General features: G+C 51.6%; 14 protein-coding genes and 1 pseudogene. 9 read left to right on the top strand and 6 right to left on the bottom strand.

The window, feature by feature from the left end; all coding sequences use genetic code 11:
* Window positions 1–8 precede the first annotated feature (8 nt).
* From ACZ5EH_RS15330 to ACZ5EH_RS15305, 6 genes are all read left to right on the top strand, one after another.
* Window positions 9–2,060 carry a hypothetical protein gene (locus ACZ5EH_RS15330; protein WP_464274747.1) on the top strand — a complete coding sequence of 684 codons (2,052 nt, stop codon included), beginning with the start codon at window positions 9–11 and terminating at the stop codon, window positions 2,058–2,060.
* Window positions 2,061–2,075: 15 nt separating this feature from the next.
* Entirely contained in the window at window positions 2,076–3,314 is a 1,239-nt protein-coding gene (locus tag ACZ5EH_RS15325; RefSeq protein ID WP_464274746.1) for a phosphoribosyltransferase-like protein, read from the top strand.
* A gap of 169 nt (window positions 3,315–3,483) precedes the next feature.
* The gene (locus ACZ5EH_RS15320) at window positions 3,484–4,650 is read left to right on the top strand and encodes a reverse transcriptase family protein (protein ID WP_464274745.1); all 1,167 of its coding nucleotides are present in this window, start codon (window positions 3,484–3,486) and stop codon (window positions 4,648–4,650) included.
* Window positions 4,651–4,854: 204 nt separating this feature from the next.
* A complete protein-coding gene (locus ACZ5EH_RS15315) occupies window positions 4,855–5,175 on the top strand; it encodes a hypothetical protein (RefSeq protein WP_464274744.1) in 321 nt (106 codons plus the stop codon).
* 44 nt (window positions 5,176–5,219) lie between these two features.
* Window positions 5,220–5,564, top strand: a complete 345-nt coding sequence (locus ACZ5EH_RS15310) for a type II toxin-antitoxin system RelE/ParE family toxin (protein ID WP_464274743.1) — start codon at window positions 5,220–5,222, stop codon at window positions 5,562–5,564.
* The gene (locus ACZ5EH_RS15305; RefSeq protein WP_464274742.1) at window positions 5,557–6,636 is read left to right on the top strand and encodes a HigA family addiction module antitoxin; all 1,080 of its coding nucleotides are present in this window, start codon (window positions 5,557–5,559) and stop codon (window positions 6,634–6,636) included. Before ACZ5EH_RS15310 ends, ACZ5EH_RS15305 begins: the two co-directional genes overlap by 8 nt.
* A gap of 446 nt (window positions 6,637–7,082) precedes the next feature.
* On the opposite strand, the pseudogene ACZ5EH_RS15300 reads toward ACZ5EH_RS15305, so the two are convergent.
* A pseudogene (locus tag ACZ5EH_RS15300) lies at window positions 7,083–7,508 on the bottom strand (transposase); the annotation flags it as partial.
* Between the two features lie 83 nt (window positions 7,509–7,591).
* Between ACZ5EH_RS15300 and ACZ5EH_RS15295 the strand changes: the two are divergent.
* Window positions 7,592–7,903, top strand: coding sequence for a transposase (locus ACZ5EH_RS15295; RefSeq protein ID WP_464274741.1), 312 nt, complete (start codon window positions 7,592–7,594; stop codon window positions 7,901–7,903).
* Window positions 7,900–8,148: a hypothetical protein gene (locus ACZ5EH_RS15290; RefSeq protein ID WP_464274740.1), complete on the top strand. Its 249-nt coding sequence runs from the start codon at window positions 7,900–7,902 to the stop codon at window positions 8,146–8,148. The genes ACZ5EH_RS15295 and ACZ5EH_RS15290 overlap by 4 nt, the downstream gene beginning before the upstream one ends.
* 204 nt (window positions 8,149–8,352) lie before the next feature.
* Here ACZ5EH_RS15290 and ACZ5EH_RS15285 read toward each other — a convergent pair whose 3' ends face one another.
* A complete protein-coding gene (locus ACZ5EH_RS15285; RefSeq protein ID WP_464278311.1) occupies window positions 8,353–8,958 on the bottom strand; it encodes an IS3 family transposase in 606 nt (201 codons plus the stop codon).
* A 63-nt stretch (window positions 8,959–9,021) separates the two neighbouring features.
* Here ACZ5EH_RS15285 and ACZ5EH_RS15280 point away from each other — a divergent pair, with 63 nt between their 5' ends.
* On the top strand, window positions 9,022–9,162 hold the full coding sequence (locus ACZ5EH_RS15280) for a hypothetical protein (protein ID WP_464274739.1): 141 nt from the start codon (window positions 9,022–9,024) through the stop codon (window positions 9,160–9,162).
* A 295-nt stretch (window positions 9,163–9,457) separates the two neighbouring features.
* Here ACZ5EH_RS15280 and ACZ5EH_RS15275 read toward each other — a convergent pair whose 3' ends face one another.
* Genes ACZ5EH_RS15275 through ACZ5EH_RS15260 form a run of 4 tightly spaced genes read right to left on the bottom strand, consistent with a single transcriptional unit; the run spans window position 9,458 to window position 13,769 of the window.
* Window positions 9,458–10,972, bottom strand: coding sequence for a relaxase/mobilization nuclease domain-containing protein (locus ACZ5EH_RS15275; protein WP_464274738.1), 1,515 nt, complete (start codon window positions 10,970–10,972; stop codon window positions 9,458–9,460).
* Window positions 10,973–11,019: 47 nt separating this feature from the next.
* The gene (locus ACZ5EH_RS15270; protein WP_464274737.1) at window positions 11,020–11,313 is read right to left on the bottom strand and encodes a plasmid mobilization protein; all 294 of its coding nucleotides are present in this window, start codon (window positions 11,311–11,313) and stop codon (window positions 11,020–11,022) included.
* A 6-nt stretch (window positions 11,314–11,319) separates the two neighbouring features.
* Window positions 11,320–13,590 (bottom strand): bifunctional DNA primase/polymerase, encoded by a 2,271-nt coding sequence (locus ACZ5EH_RS15265; RefSeq protein ID WP_464274736.1) that lies wholly within the window; start codon window positions 13,588–13,590, stop codon window positions 11,320–11,322.
* A complete protein-coding gene (locus ACZ5EH_RS15260) occupies window positions 13,587–13,769 on the bottom strand; it encodes a helix-turn-helix transcriptional regulator (RefSeq protein WP_464278310.1) in 183 nt (60 codons plus the stop codon). Before ACZ5EH_RS15260 ends, ACZ5EH_RS15265 begins: the two co-directional genes overlap by 4 nt.
* Window positions 13,770–14,921: the final 1,152 nt, after the last annotated feature.

Here is a 14,921-nt window from a genome sequence, read left to right as displayed (position 1 = left end):
GAGGGGAAATGACCGCAGGACTGGGAGCACGACTGCATCTCGTGGCAGGTGAACCACGGCTGTGGCTTCGTCGGCTCGTGCTCCTGAAGGCGCCTGACTTCTCCGCCGTCATTCGCGACATCCCCTTGAAGCGGGGCCTCAACATCGTCCTTGGCTTTGGCGAAGAAACCGAGGACACTTCAGACGAACTCGGGTCCTCATCCTTCATTCGCAGCGGCCACTCCGTGGGCAAGACCACCTTTTGCCGCCTCGTGCGCCATATTCTGGGCGAGGACACCTTTGGAACAAAGCGTGCGCAAGAGCGCATCCGCTCTTGCTTTCCCCAGGGCTGGGTAGCGGCGGAAGTTGTGGTGGACGGCTCCTCCTGGGCCGTAGCCCGCCCTTTCTCCACGAATTCCCTGCCGAAAACAAAGCCGGAAGCGCGTGTTGAAGACCTCTTTGCACCGAACTTCGCGGGCGTGCGCATGGATGAGTACCAGGCTGCCCTGGCTCGCCTGCTTCCGCCCCATTGTGACCTGCCAAGCATGACCTTTGAGTGGCGGCATCTGCTCGCCTGGCTCAGTCGTGACCAGGAAGCCAGGCTGCGCAATTTCTGGACCTGGCGCGAGTCCGATGCTGAATCCGGCGTGCGCTTCAAAAAACCCGTGGAACACCCCAAGCATCTGGCCAGGGGCGTACTCAAACTGCTCTCTCCGGAAATCCAGGAACTCGAAGACCATGTGACCGAGCTGCACGTGTGTCACAAGCAGGCAGTGGACGAACGCGAGCAACTGGAGAACGAACCACGACTTAGGCAAATGGACCTGAAACGCAGGCTAAGCCAGTTGCTCCCGAATAATCCACCTTCCCCCATCGACAATTCCAAGCCCATGTTCAGCCTTGAGATGCTCGTGAAGAATGAACTCCTTCGCTTGCGTTCAGAAATCAAAGCCCGGGAGCAGGATCTGGATGCCACGGATGACAAGATATCACGGCTCGATTCCGTTCTGCGAAGCAAGGAAAAAGAGATTTCCCTGCTTTTGGCGGCAGAAGAACGACGAGATGCGATGATCGAAGTTTTAAAAGACGATGATGATCCTGATGAAAAAAGGTTGCAAAAGCTTGAGCAGGAAATGAAGGATCAATGCGCATATGTTCCTGAAATCAAGATCGAACAATGTCAATATGCCATAGACTACCTTGCGAAGCGTAGAGCACGAAAAAATGTTTCAAAAATTGGGACATATAAAGACCAGATGCATGGCCAGAGAGCTGCACAGGAGTTACAACAAGAAAATGAAGCCGCCAAAGCTGATCTTGCGCAAGAACGTTCAGAGCTCTCAAGCATACAAGCTTTCAAGGATAAGCTGCGCCTGGACAGAACGCGAATCAGAAGCGAGTTGGACGATCTGGAAAGGAAATGCGAGGACCTGAGCCGCATCTGTGAAGAGTACGGCAATAATGAAGCCATTCTCGCCGGCACAGTGGAGAACCACGAGCTGAGCAAGGCGCAAGAGGAAGAAGCAACCCTCGCCGTGGACCTTGCCGACGCAGAGGCCCGGCTCAAGAAAGCCAGGCAGGACGCCCTCGTCCACGGCGATACCGTCCGCGAGGTCTTTTCCGACCTCGTGCGATACACCTTCGGGGCGGCGTATTCCGGAGATATCCAGCACGACAACGATCTCTGCTTCCGCGTGCTCGAAAGCGGCGAACAAGCCGGCGCCGTGGTGGACACCCTGGCTACCATCCTGGGCGACATTACAGCCATGCTCTGCGCCGGCCATGGTGCCTCGTATCACCCCGGCTTCCTCATCCACGACAGCCCCCGCGAAGCCGATCTCAATCACCGCCTCTACACACGCCTGCTGACCCTGATGTGGACAGTGACCAGTGACTGTGGCGGCCCGGTGGAAGCACCCTTCCAGTATATCCTGACAACGACTACCAAACCTCCTGACGATGCGGCAAAGAGCATCTGCTTGCAAATGAAGGCCTGGCCGGAGAAAGAGATGTTGTTGGGAAGAAGACTGAATTGTCAATCTGAACTGGAGCAAGGTGTTCTTGAATTTTCAACACAATAATACAGGAACGTCTCAATGAAACTATCGGAAACTGAAGCTGGAATAAACTGGATCAAGCAGTTTCCAGAGTCAGAACAGTATTTGGCTATCAGCCTGATAGACTCTCTAACGCGTGTTACGAGAGATGAATTCTGTCAAGACTTAATATCGTTAATTGCGCAATGCGCAAAGGACGCTGATGGGCCAATAGGCTTGTACGCTGAAAGAGAGCTTCATGGAAATCCGCTGTATAAAGAGCAAGCATTGCATGATGGAAAGAGCAAGCGGGCCGTAGGAAAAGGACCAAAACTATTAAAAAATCCATCTTCGGAAGTCGGCAGTGAAGGTATTGTTTCAAACATAATAACTTCGTTGTGCCGCCAAGACAAAAGCAAATTCTTGAATCACCCAGGACCTGATGAAATAAGATCAAAAAAAGTGCGCAAATTTTACTTGATTTCTGATTTGATTGGAAGTGGCAAGCGCTGTTATGACTATTTACAAAGCGCTTGGCGGGTAAAAAGCGTAAAAAGTTGGCGTTCAATGAAGCTTTTATCTTTTACTGTTATTGCCTACGCAGCCACGCAACAAGGCGAGAAGTCCGTGAAGTCTCATCCTTGTGCTCCCCTCGTGAATTACGTCAAACCTTGCCCTACCATTGACTCTGAATTCGACTCAGAATATGCCTATAAAATGAAAGGGTTCTGCATGCGTAATGATCCGCATGGAAAGCCTACATTAGGCAGCGTAGGGTTTAAGGGTACAGGCGCGCTGATCATTTTCCCGCATGGATGTCCAAATAATGCACCATTGTTGCTCCATAAAATAGTTGAGGGGAGCCGCATTGAGCCGCTTTTTAGAGAGGGCGTAACCTTTGATATTGGACATGCATTTGTTGGTCAAGATCGAATTGGTGCACTGAAGATGCAATTGGCGAATATTAAAGAAGGTGAACTTGCAAAAGGCGAATGGGTATTTCAGACCAATGAGACTGGGCGGGCATTGATTCTTTTTTTAGCTGCAACGAAAAGGCGATCATATAATGAGCAGGCTGTTGCCCTTAGGACGAAGTTTTCCGTTCCGGAAGTCCGAATATTAAATAAACATGCCTTGGACCTTGGGCTTGTCAACCAAGAAGGCAGGTTGACTGAAATTGGCTACCGGATGCTTCGAAAGGCACGCTCGCTAAAAGAGCCAAGGGAAACAATTGCGGATAACAGCGATTACATGTATTATCCAAAATCACTGAGGGCGCCGAGAGGTGATTCTAGTTAACACCTGTTTTCAGGTGGCGGCGGTCCGTTATCCCGGGCCGGCAGGGAGCGCAGATTACTGCGTATCCTCGAATAAGCTCCTGCTTAGAAGCAACTTTTGGGACAACCCTCGGGCGCTACGGTGTCTTGCTAGGGCTGTCCCAAATCTTACCTCATGCGAGTCAAAGTAGATGTCCACTTGGCGCCCTCAGGAATACAAAAAGCACGGTCAACTAAAGGGTGTTGACCCTGACGTCTTGTCCAACGCTATTCGAATCGGCGATTCCATTGCTACAACTAATCCCAATCTGCCACCGATTTTTACACTTAAGCATTTTTCAGAACTAGTCGATGTTCGTTATAACTATCTGCGAAATATCATCTCTCGAAAACATGAGAATCCATATCGGACCTTTAGAATTCCCAAAAGCGATAATGTTGCCAAATCGAGAGGTTTCAGAGTTATCTGCGTGCCTGACTGGCCTTTACTGAAAACGCAACAATGGATTACAAGGAATATACTGGCTCATGTCAAACCGCATCATGCAAGTTTTGCATTTTCCAAAGGAAGTAGTATTTATTGTGCTGCCAAATTGCATTGCGGGTGCAAATGGCTAATCAAACTCGATGTGAAAAATTTTTTTGAGTCAATATCTGAGATAAATACTTACAACATCTTCAGAGGCTTTGGGTACGAGCCCCTTTTAGCCTTTGAACTCGGGCGCATATGCACCAGAATAGGAAGTCAAAGCAATTTTTACGATCGGCAATGTTGGGTAAATCGAAAATTCAATGCTAAAATCTTGCCAATAAAAGCTTATTTCAATCATAAAATTGGGCATCTTCCCCAGGGAGCACCTACAAGCCCCATGCTTTCCAATCTAGTAATGCAGCCGTTTGACGAAAAGGTTTTATCAATCGCCAATCAACACGATTTGATCTACACACGATATGCTGATGATATTTGCTTATCAACTATGAACAATCACTTTTCTCGGAAGTCTGCTTCACAAGTTATTGGCACTATATATTCAATGCTCTGGGAGTACGGACTGTCACCTAATACAACTAAAACACGGGTCTCTCCACCTGGTGCAAGGAAGATTGTGTTAGGGCTTATTGTAAACGACAAAGCCCCACGCCTTACCCGGCATTTCAAATCTCGACTGCGTCAGCATTTTCATTACTTGCTCCATCAAGATTTTGGCCCTTCAAAACATGCACATAAGCGCGGGTTTGATACGGTTTGGGGCTTGCGTAATTACATTCAGGGGCTTTTGGCATATGCAAAACAAATAGAACCAGATTTTGCTGAGACGTATCATCAAAAAATGAAAAAAATCGAATGGCCATTTTGACTACCCTAGATGACTTTTTTGTCTCCAATTTGCCATCATCCTCGTCTCTTGCTTGCGCGGTCGACCTCCGAAATACTTTAGGAGTTTTAATTACTGTCAGAAAGTTTTTATACTTTATCCAGGTCATTTGTGTAGCGGAGCTATATTTAGACATTTTCTGGATAAACTTTTAAAATTATTTGGCATTAGCCCGTATTCAGTTTAATGACACAGCCCTTAAAGGGTGGACGAAGTGACCCGCGCGAGCTGACACAGAGCTTCCGCACCCAGGATCATATCCAGCGCATTGTAGCCGCCTGTCAGGCTTTCGATGACAGGGAAAGCTTTGCCCGGGTGGTAGGCAATGACGAGATCCGGGAGAAAAGCGGCAGCCTCAGCACCCCGCTCTACGTTCGGGCTGACAACGGAAACGGTAATGGCAACGGCGCGATCGAAACCGTCAGCCTCAAGCAGGCCATTGCAAACTGGCAGGAAAGCTCGCGAGTTCTCAGAATGTCCATGGAAGAACTACTCGGCAATTTGTGATTTTATTAACCTGATAGGTTAATACTTCTTGACGGAGATCAGGTTTGGACATATTCTTCAACACCAGGAAGCGGGAGAAAGAGTTCAATGAGGGAGCGCAGCTCGACAGGATTCACGGAGCCAAACGAGCCAAGAAGATTCGCCTTCGAATGAAGGCATTGCGAGCTGCTGAAACCCTTTACGACTTAGGACCACCGTACTCGAAGCCTGAACGGTGTCACGAATTGAAAGGAAACCGAAGGGGCCAGCTCTCCGTGGACCTGGACCACCCCTATCGTCTGATTTTCACTCCCGCTCATGATCCGGTCCCCACACACGAGGATGGCGGACTGGACTGGGCCCAGGTGACCGCCATCAGAATCCTGGGAGTGGAGGATACCCATGAGTAGCGCGCAAAATAGCAAGTTCGTCCCTGATTACCTGGTCACACCCGGCGAAGTGCTCGAAGAGTACCTCGAAGAACTCGGCATGACCCAGGCCGAGCTTTCAGACAGAACGGGTCTTGCCAAAAAGACCATCAACGAGATCATCAAGGCCAAGTCGCCCATCACGCCAGAAACGGCCTTGAAGCTGGAGCGGACCCTGGGCCGGCCATCGCATTTCTGGAGCAACCTGGAACGGCAGTACCAGGAGGATCGTACACGGCTTGCAGAGCAAGAGCGCATGGAATCGTATCTGGAATGGCTCGCCCAGGTCCCGGTCAAGGATATGGCCAAGCTGGGGTGGATACCCAAGCTCAAGGACAAGTTCGAACAACTCGACGCGGTGTTGCGCTTCTTTGGCGTGTCATCACCCCGGCAATGGGAAACAGTCTGGCGCGAGTACCAGGTCGCCTACAGACAGACTGAGCGCTTTGAGAAATGCGCAGAAGCAGTCTCAGCATGGCTGCGTCAAGGTGAACACCAGGCGCAGCAGATCGAGTGTGCCCCATATGATCGCAAACGTTTTCTGGCCGTCCTCGACGAAGTGAGAGGATTGACCAGGGAGGGCCCAGAAGCATTTGTCCCAAAGCTCGAGGAGCTGTGCGCCTCTACCGGAGTTGCGGTGGTGTTCGTGCCCGAATTGCCAAAAATTGGCATCTGGGGGGCAACACGCTGGCTTGGTGACAAGGCGGTCATCCAGCTCAGCCTGAGATATAAGAGTAACGATCACCTCTGGTTCACTTTCTTCCATGAGGCCGGGCATATCGTCAAACATGGCCGAAAAGAGGTCTTCATAGAAGGTAAAGGTCTGAACGGAGAGAAAGAGGAGGAGGCCAATGCATACGCCCGCGATAAGCTCATCCCACCGGCCCAGATGCGTCGATTGATGAAGAGCGGCAGGCCTACCCTGGCAGCCATTAAGCGCTTCGCTGAGGACATCGGCATTGCGCCGGGTATCGTGGTGGGGCGGCTACAGCATGACGAAGTCTTGCCTCGTGATACTGGTAATCGTCTGAAGATCTTTTTTACGTTTGTTTAATAACATGCCGTAAATGAATAGGGGGATGTTGTGCGATGGACTTTGTCGCCTAATGACCAATTCGCCTTGATGGATAAGATTCACTCGGCGTTGCGTCATGCTTTCAGAAAACCAGCGCAGCATGAGCCGCAGCTTGTAGCTAATCTAGTGTGGCACCTGCCAAGTCATATGAACACCGTCACGCTCTCTGGTGGTAATTCATTGAAGACGGGCGGTGTGTTTGTGCATGCGCAGCCACGTGTGACAGCCCCGAGCTTTCCTGACGCGAAGCGTAGATCTGTGGAAATTGGTGATCTCCTACTGTTGCGGACGAGATACCAAGGCGGATCACTTGTTGATCGACGAGCTATGCTCTTGCAAGCCAAGAAGATAAACAATCTGTCGACAAGGACCGACAACAAAAACCAGCACCACCTATATGGGCTCTTCGACGTTTCGTGTGGAATTCATTTTCCGACAACGATGTCGCCAAGTGGTGCAGCAATGAGATAGATCATGGTTATAAAATTTGCCGGATTTCTATACCCCCTGGCCCTTGCACGTGCAGCTTGGAACAGGCCGTTTAGTCCCTCTAGCCGAGCATTTGTGTGCCATGATCGCCAACGATAGAGGATACGGTCCAAGTGCTTTTCGAAAGTGCGCAATGCTATCCTGACCGAGCTGAGAAGCGGCTCTTCCTGTACTTTATTGCAGGCATAATTGATAAAATTCGTCGCTCGCCATTTCGCCGCATGGCTGGTTTCCGCTTGCCGTATTCACCGCAGCTGTTCCTTGATTCGATATGCGATACCAGTCGCGTATGCTTCACTCTCCAGCTCCTGAAGCGCCTCAGCCTGTGTTTATGTTTTGGCAGTTTCACGCCCTTTGAGTATAGTGCGCGGTGATTTTTGGACAGAAATAGCCCTTGCTTTTAGGTGTGAATCTCCGTGAAGATCTGCAACGGAGGTTTGAGCAGATGCGTAAGAGCTATTCAAAGGATTTCAAGGCAAAGGTGGCTTTTGAGGCTATGCGTGAGGATCGGACATTGGCGGAACTGTCAAAAATATATGATGTTCACCCGAATCTGATTCGCAAATGGAAAGAGCAGGCACTTGCGTCCCTGCCCGAGGCCTTCGCCCGCGGCAAAAGCCAGGACCAAAAGGACTTTGAAGCCAAGGAAGCCGAATACCTCAAAACCATCGGCCAGCTTACCATGGAACGCGATTACCTCCAGAGGGCGTTCACCAAGATTCAACCAGAGCTGAAAAAAAAACGAAACCGCTCGTGAACCGCGTCGAGGAATTGCCAGTGAAGCGCCAATGCGAGTTGATCGACCTGCCGCGCTCCTCTTTCTACTCGCGGTCGGCAATGCCTGGCCCGCCCGAGCAGAATATGCTCCTTGAGCAGGCGCTTTTTGACATCCACGAGCGTTATCCGTTTTACGGCTATCGCAAGGTGGTGTGCGAACTGCGACACTACGGCGTCTACACCAGCCAATGTGGACTGCGCGAAAAATCAAGACAGATGTTGTAGCAGTTTTTAGGTGCTTTTCTCCTTGGTTGACGCCAATCTGGTCGGCTCTACCGCGCTGTCCGCCAGTGGCCCGCTACTTTTCTCCTCAACCGCAGAACCAGGCCGGCGGCGCTGGGGTTGCGAACGGCACGCTCGCGAATATGCCGTGGCTGCAAGCCCTGTGACGCCGGCCGGCGAGGACGCCACCGCTACGTCATACCTTCATCAAGCTGCCTCCCTCAGTGCCGCGAAGTACACTTCATCCGGCGTCTGATAGCCCAGGGACTGGTGGAACCGTCGGCTGTTGTAAAAAGAAAAATACCGCGCCACACCGCGCCCCAGTTCCGGCACACTTTCGTAGTCATTCAGGTAGATGTCCTCATATTTCAGGCTGCGCCAGAGGCGCTCGACATAGACGTTATCCAGCGCCCGGCCCTTGCCGTCCATGCTGATGGATATGCCGTGGCCAGTGAGAACGCCGATCCATTGCTCGCCCGTAAACTGGCTCCCCTGGTCCGTGTTGAAGATTTCAGGCGGCCCGTATCCATGTATGGCATCTTTTAAGGCATCGACGCAGAACCTGGCGCTGAGCGCATTGCTCAAGCGGTGGCTCAGCACGCGCCGGCTGAACAAATCGACAATCGCTACGAGGTACATGAAGCCCGCCTCAGACCGGATATAGGTGATATCCGTGGCCCAGACCTGATTTGGCCGTGTGATATCCAGACCGGCCAGAAGATACGGATATTTCGTATGTTCTTTGTTTGGAGCGCTTGTGTTCGGTCCGGGATAAATCGCTCGTATCCCCAGCTTGTTGCGGGCAGTTCTCACCTGCCATTGGGCTGCGTGAAAAGTCAAGACAGATTTTGTAGCCGTTTTTAGGTGCACTTCTCCATGTCATTAACGCCAATCTGCTTCCACTCCTGCCATCTTCCATTGACCAGCGACGTTTCACTACAAGCAACCAACCAGGCCGGCGGCGCTGGGGTTGCCAATGGCACGCTCGCGAATATGCCGTGGCTGCAAGCCAAGTGACGCCGGCCGGAGCGGACGCCGCCTCTTCGTCATTTCCTCAAGCTGACCTCCCCCCATTTTTTGGACCAGGCTCTATGAGAGGATTGTCACCCAGGTCTGGGTTTCAGCAGGGGGACGGTGGAGGGAGGGCGTAGCCCGACCGGAGCCGGCCCCCTGCCGTGCAAACTCCTCAGGCGTCAGATTGCCCAGCGAACTGTGCGGTCGCAGGGTGTTGTACTGTAAAGTCCCCGTTCTTAGGGCAAATAATCCTGAGAGTTCTTCCCCTCTTTGGTGTGAAAACTCATGCTGAGGCGACTTACATTTCAAGTCCACCCATATCCTTACCCAACTTTAGAAGCACACGCGCTATTTCCCTTTCGGCGTCACGTTCTCCAAAATAGCGTTCAAGCGCATTAACAACGGCTCCAAGTTTTCGTAATAATTGTTGAGATGTTCTATTTGGCACTGATGTTCTCGAAGAGTCTCCGAGATTTGCTGAAAAACCACGTCCTGCTCTGATAGTCGCTGAGAATATTCCATTTGCATCTTCTCCAGCCCCTCCAGCAAGTGTCGCTCCAGTTCGGTCATGCTCATGGTTCATTGCTCCAGCTTGATGGCTTTGCGGTCGCCAATGGTCCAGCCGCTCTTTCCAGTCGCGTTCTTTGGCAACACGATGAATCGCCCCTCTCTCGTCTCGAGTAATTGAACTCCCCAGGTATCCTGCTCCAGCAGAGAGATTGTCTTTTCCAGGTTCACCTTCTGGCGTCGCAGCTCGGTTATCTGATTCCATTGACTTTCCATGTAACTGCTGGTTGCCTCGCTGAGGCCCCATGCTCCAAGCGCCATACCGATCATCAGGCATGCGCCCAGTGCCACTGACTTCAGCCAGCTCGCTATCATGGCCTTTTGCAGCTTCCCTGTTTGTTGCTCCAGGCGTTGGAGACGGCTCGACACGGTTTCGGTCACGTTCTCGGCCAGGCTGGTGATATCGTTTTCGATTGTAGCCAGTGCGTTTCTCGATGACTCGCTCAAGCTGCGCCGCAAGCTCTCGAACTCGCTCTTCGCGATCTGCTCCAGCGTCTCGCGCTCCTCGCTGATCCTGACTTGGAGCTTGCTCCTCAAGTCGCCAATGCTCACAGTAGACGCCTCCTTTCATCCGAAATCGATTCCCCGAGGCGGGATCCAAGACGGTGAGGTAGTTCTTTCCAATTCGTGGGGTTTCCAGTCCTGCCTCGTGAAGTGAAAGCACCAATTCTGTACGATTGGTCACGATGCCGTTTTCGATGCGTTGGGCAATGTACTCGTGGATGAGCTTGCGCGGGTCTTCAACTGGTGCATCTGGTGAGATAACGCCCCTACGAATATCACGGGCTCTGGCCAAGTCGGTGTGGATCGGCTTGTAGGCCCGCGCACGCTCCGGATCATCCGGCCGCTTCCACCCTTCGCGCCAGTTGTAGAGATCGCGAAACACGTCGAAGTCCTTTTGCCAGCCCGGGGGGCACGGGTTGTACGCCTTGCCCTCATGCAACTCCATGCGAGGAATTACGAAATGGAGTTCGTGGTGGCCGGCGTGGGTATGTCGAACCCAGAGGATATCGTACTGATCCGGTTCGAGCCCTGCGAAGGCCACGGACTCGAAGGAATCCATGAGTTCCTTTTCCTTCTCCGGGGTAATTTCATCGCCAGGCGCGTTCGAAAGCACGCCGGCTGTAAACTTCCAGACGCGATCCTGCGAGTCGATGAGTTGTTTTGTCATCTCGGGATCACCCCGCAACAAATCCGGGGGCTTTGCATCGCGGCCGGTATAGTCCGTCCGGACGAGATAGTTCACGGGCGCGCTCCCTGTCCCTTTTCCATGTGGAAAGACCTTCATGTACATTACGCCCCCTTTCGGAGTTCGCGCAGAATGGCTTCAAGACGCATGACAACGTGAACGGTGTCGATGCCGTCCTTATAGGTGTTCACCCAGCGGGCGAGCTGGTTAACATTGTTTCCGATACGCCCCAGCATGCGGATTCGCTCGCGCTCGCTGGCCGTCTTCCGGACCCGGAATTCGAGAAGACGCCGGCGAATAAGATCCGCCAAAGTCATACCGGCGTCAGCGGCCTTGAGCTCGAAGAGTTCTTTTTCTTCCTTGGAGACGCGAATTTTGATCCACTGATCGCGGCTCATTTTTTCTTACTCGCCGTTGACGTTGCAGGGTTCCAAGGGGCGCAGCCCCTGGCCAGCCCCTGAGTGGGTGTGCCCACGAAGGGTAGGCTGGCCTTGCCCTCTTGAATCCAAGGGCACTGGTCTTTTTGCGCCATTGGAGGTGGCGGCCCTGTTTTCCTTTGCAACCTGCGAAGAATGCGAATTTTCGAATTTACTTCCATCCGACGCGCTTGTTGTCAGCTCGAGTTTCTTCGATTCTTCGCAAACTTCGCAGAGGTGAAATATTTTTTTCGTTCTCCCTCCTTTTGGAGGTTTCTTCTCCTCGACACGGATTTTTCCTGAAGCCGAAAGAGCGTTCATGGCCATGGTCATCTCGGTTCTGGAGATGTGGTTGCCGAAGGCCTTGTACAAGCCCGTCGTATCAAGGCTACCCCCGGCTTTACCAAGCGCATCCATTATACGCTGCTCCAGCGTATCGCCTTCCATGCTGCCGAAAATGAATGCAGCCGAATCTTCGCAAAATCTCCAGAAATCCAGAGCTGCCTGGAGATGCATAGCGCTGACGACGCTTTCACCATCAAGCAGTCCGTATGTTAGCGCGAGCCGTCGCACATAGACCTCGGCACGGTTGAGGATCGCCCCCAGCAATGCAGGGCGGTCATCCGAGATTTTGGGATACGTTTCTTCCCAGAGGTCACGGGCTTTTTTATCAAAACGGACCCGGCCAAGCTTTTGGGATGATTCTAGTGATGCAAGCACCTGCTTTTGAAATCTGCGCAGCTCCACCGATTCAAGCTCTTCAGGAAAAGCAACCTTTTTGGGGCGGCGAACACAAAGCCATAGGAAACGGTTGGCAAAACCGTTGAAGGCCTCGGTGGCGTCGAGTTTCTTCAATAGCTCGTGCAAGGTGATGTGCGAAACGATCCCAATATGAGGGGCGGTGGCCGTGATCTTGTTTGTCTTGGTCAGCGGTTCGACTTTATCGCCATCGAACAGCGCGCGGATGATCGTGGAGAGAATGTTACCTTCCCTGCGCGTACAGGAAAGCGCGCCGGCGAATTCCTGATCAAGCACAAAAAGGCGCTTGTCTTCCACACCAGGATCGACCAGCACCATTTTCCCAGAGCCGCTACGCTTGTCCACGATGTACTCTTCCTGCGGATCCCGGACCGCGAAGATGAGGCCCTCTCCACTTGAAAGCGGGCCGGGAGAAACATGGGCAGTGCTCCATGTGTCCGACTCCCCAAAGCTGAAGAGTTCACGCACGGGGCGCGCGGACGTTCCTTTTCGCGCCTTGGAACTTTGCCCCACAATGACGGCGTTCAGCCGCGCATGTTGTTTTTCGCCTGCGAGCATGAACGGACCACGCCCCACTTCAATGCCGAAACGACAAAGAAATGTGACCAGCACCGCTACAGGATCGGCTTCAGAATTACGTGTGGCCATGCGGGCAAAATCACCGGCCAGACCATAAAACATGGCCGGACCAGGCACGGGCCAACCATGTATGTTCATGTTCAAAAATGGATTTCTGTCGAGTTCCTGCTCGCCAGTCCGCTTTCCGGCTTCAAGGCCGCTGCGGATGGTAGCATCTATTTCACGGTCTTCCAGGCCGGAGCGTTTTGCTTCATTGGCCAGCTCGGCAACGTCCGTGCTTTCATCCGCCTCTCCGAATACAATGCGCTTCCCCAACGTAAAGGCAGCAGCGTTGAGCGTGGTATTTCGTTGCCCTTTTGTAAAAGTGGAAGCCCTTGGTCGCTCTCCATGAGGTGCAGCATTATTTTCCAGTAACGCCACCAACCAATTTGGAGGCGGCGCAAGCGGTAGATCTTGAACCCATTCGTATGGCTTGCCGCTCTGGTGAATCGATGGCGAAAGGATCACATAGCCACCGCTCCCTTTTATATCCAGGCCGGCGCCAAGCATCTTCACAGAATTTTTAACGATTCGCTCCGGGGGCAGAGCGAAAAACAGATGCCAGCCGCCACCTCCGGACTTTTGTTTCAGGGTTGCAGGCAGCGCTCCATGGGTTTGCTCCAATAGTGCCAGGCTTTCAGGTCCGTCCGGCATATCGACGTCGAGCACAAAGCTTCGGTGTCCTGTGGGCGAGCCGATGTTTGCATCCGGGGTTCTTCTCCACCATTGTGTAATGATATTTTGATCAACGGATGCATCCTTAAACCCGTGTTTGGTTAGCGGCCTCTTGCCAGCACAGGGGAAAACCGGGATTCCAAGCTGTGCGTATGCCAGGGCAGCCTGTGCTCGCGTCATGCGGTTGACGTCCAGCAAGCCGCTCATTGTTTTGCCTGGGTTGCATTTTCAGTCTGTCCCTCCAGCCAGGAGTCCAATTCTTTTCTGTCGTACAAAATTGTCCTTCCTACCCTTTTGAAGGGGATACCGATGAGCTTTGTCACCCTGTCCTTGTTGAGCACCGAGGGCGAGATGCCGATGTAGGCGGCGGCTTCCTTTGTGCGCAGATAGCGTTTTGTCTCTATGCTGATCCCTCCATTGGATTGTTTTGGCGGACGATAGCACAGCGCGGTCTTCGCGTCAAAGTTTTTTCCAAATATTTCAACATGTTACAATAAATAAGGTCTCAGTACCGAGAATTCCGCGCTTTGGACTTCGCAGAACCGGGCAGAACTGAGAAAAGTATAACATCTTAAAATATAAAGAAGTAAAAACGGAAAGGTCGATGCGCGGGAATCTCCTCCAAAAAATGGAGTCGATTCAACCGAAAAAAGCGTGGAAAAAGCAGGGCCTTCCAGAGGAGCCTGGACACGTGGGGGGAAAGCGGCAGTGACAAAAAAACAGGGGACGGGAAAAGAAGGGGAGGCTGATCACCCCTCTACGTATAGTGGACAGGATAAATCACAAGTCCAGACCGCACCTGGGGGCTCAAGGTATGGCGGAGAGAACCAAGACTATTGCAACAAAGCCAACAGCAGCATTCATATAAAGTAATCGCTTCCCCTCTCTGTCATTCTTTTCAGATGCCGGTATATTGTCTTCTCTGAAGCATTCGGATGAAAAAATGACTTTGTGTATTTCATCTGAAAAATTCTCAAACCTCTCTCACCATTACCAAGTGACGTCCAATATTCTGACAGTGCGTGGCAGAGACAATCTCCAACAGGTTCGGAATACGAGTGGAAGGGAAGAATACGGATACTAATTTTCATAACACAAAAGTAAAAAAATCTATAAATGCTTCTTTCGCGTGAAAACTTCACAAGCATTGCACACAATCCGTACTTTACATTATTTATATAAAATATAGATGAAACAAATGCAAAGCAGGAAAAAAAAGATGTACATAGGGCTATTACAAGAGACGGAATCCCCCACGCCCTATCCTGAACAAGATAAAGAATTCCCAAGAAAAGGGTCATTGAAAACAATATCAATGCACCCCAGTGAATTTTAGTCAACAAATTGTCGTCTAATACAATTTTTGCAGGCTTTTTTTTAGCGGAAGTAAGAATCAACATTCGGGCACTCATAGAGGGCACTTTTAGTATACGATAGTCATTAATACTCCAAAAAGCAGCAATGGCAGATCAAATACCACAGAATGCAACATCGCGACAAGTAGGGGCACATTTTCAATATGGTGAGTACCCGGTGAG

This window comes from Desulfovibrio biadhensis (genome assembly GCF_055388615.1).
The sequence above is the reverse complement of the archived record's forward strand: the minus strand, read 5'-3'. Positions and strand labels throughout refer to the sequence as shown.

Bases quoted from the DNA above. Each gene is read 5' to 3' on its own strand.
- ACZ5EH_RS15330 (WP_464274747.1), top strand. From the start codon at position 9: ATGACCGCAGGACTGGGAGCACGACTGCATCTCGTGGCAGGTGAACCA.
- ACZ5EH_RS15325 (WP_464274746.1), top strand. From the start codon at position 2,076: ATGAAACTATCGGAAACTGAAGCTGGAATAAACTGGATCAAGCAGTTT.
- ACZ5EH_RS15320 (WP_464274745.1), top strand. From the start codon at position 3,484: ATGTCCACTTGGCGCCCTCAGGAATACAAAAAGCACGGTCAACTAAAG.
- ACZ5EH_RS15315 (WP_464274744.1), top strand. From the start codon at position 4,855: ATGACACAGCCCTTAAAGGGTGGACGAAGTGACCCGCGCGAGCTGACA.
- ACZ5EH_RS15305 (WP_464274742.1), top strand. From the start codon at position 5,557: ATGAGTAGCGCGCAAAATAGCAAGTTCGTCCCTGATTACCTGGTCACA.
- ACZ5EH_RS15295 (WP_464274741.1), top strand. From the start codon at position 7,592: ATGCGTAAGAGCTATTCAAAGGATTTCAAGGCAAAGGTGGCTTTTGAG.
- ACZ5EH_RS15280 (WP_464274739.1), top strand. From the start codon at position 9,022: ATGTCATTAACGCCAATCTGCTTCCACTCCTGCCATCTTCCATTGACC.
- ACZ5EH_RS15270 (WP_464274737.1), bottom strand. From the start codon at position 11,313: ATGAGCCGCGATCAGTGGATCAAAATTCGCGTCTCCAAGGAAGAAAAA.
- ACZ5EH_RS15265 (WP_464274736.1), bottom strand. From the start codon at position 13,590: ATGAGCGGCTTGCTGGACGTCAACCGCATGACGCGAGCACAGGCTGCC.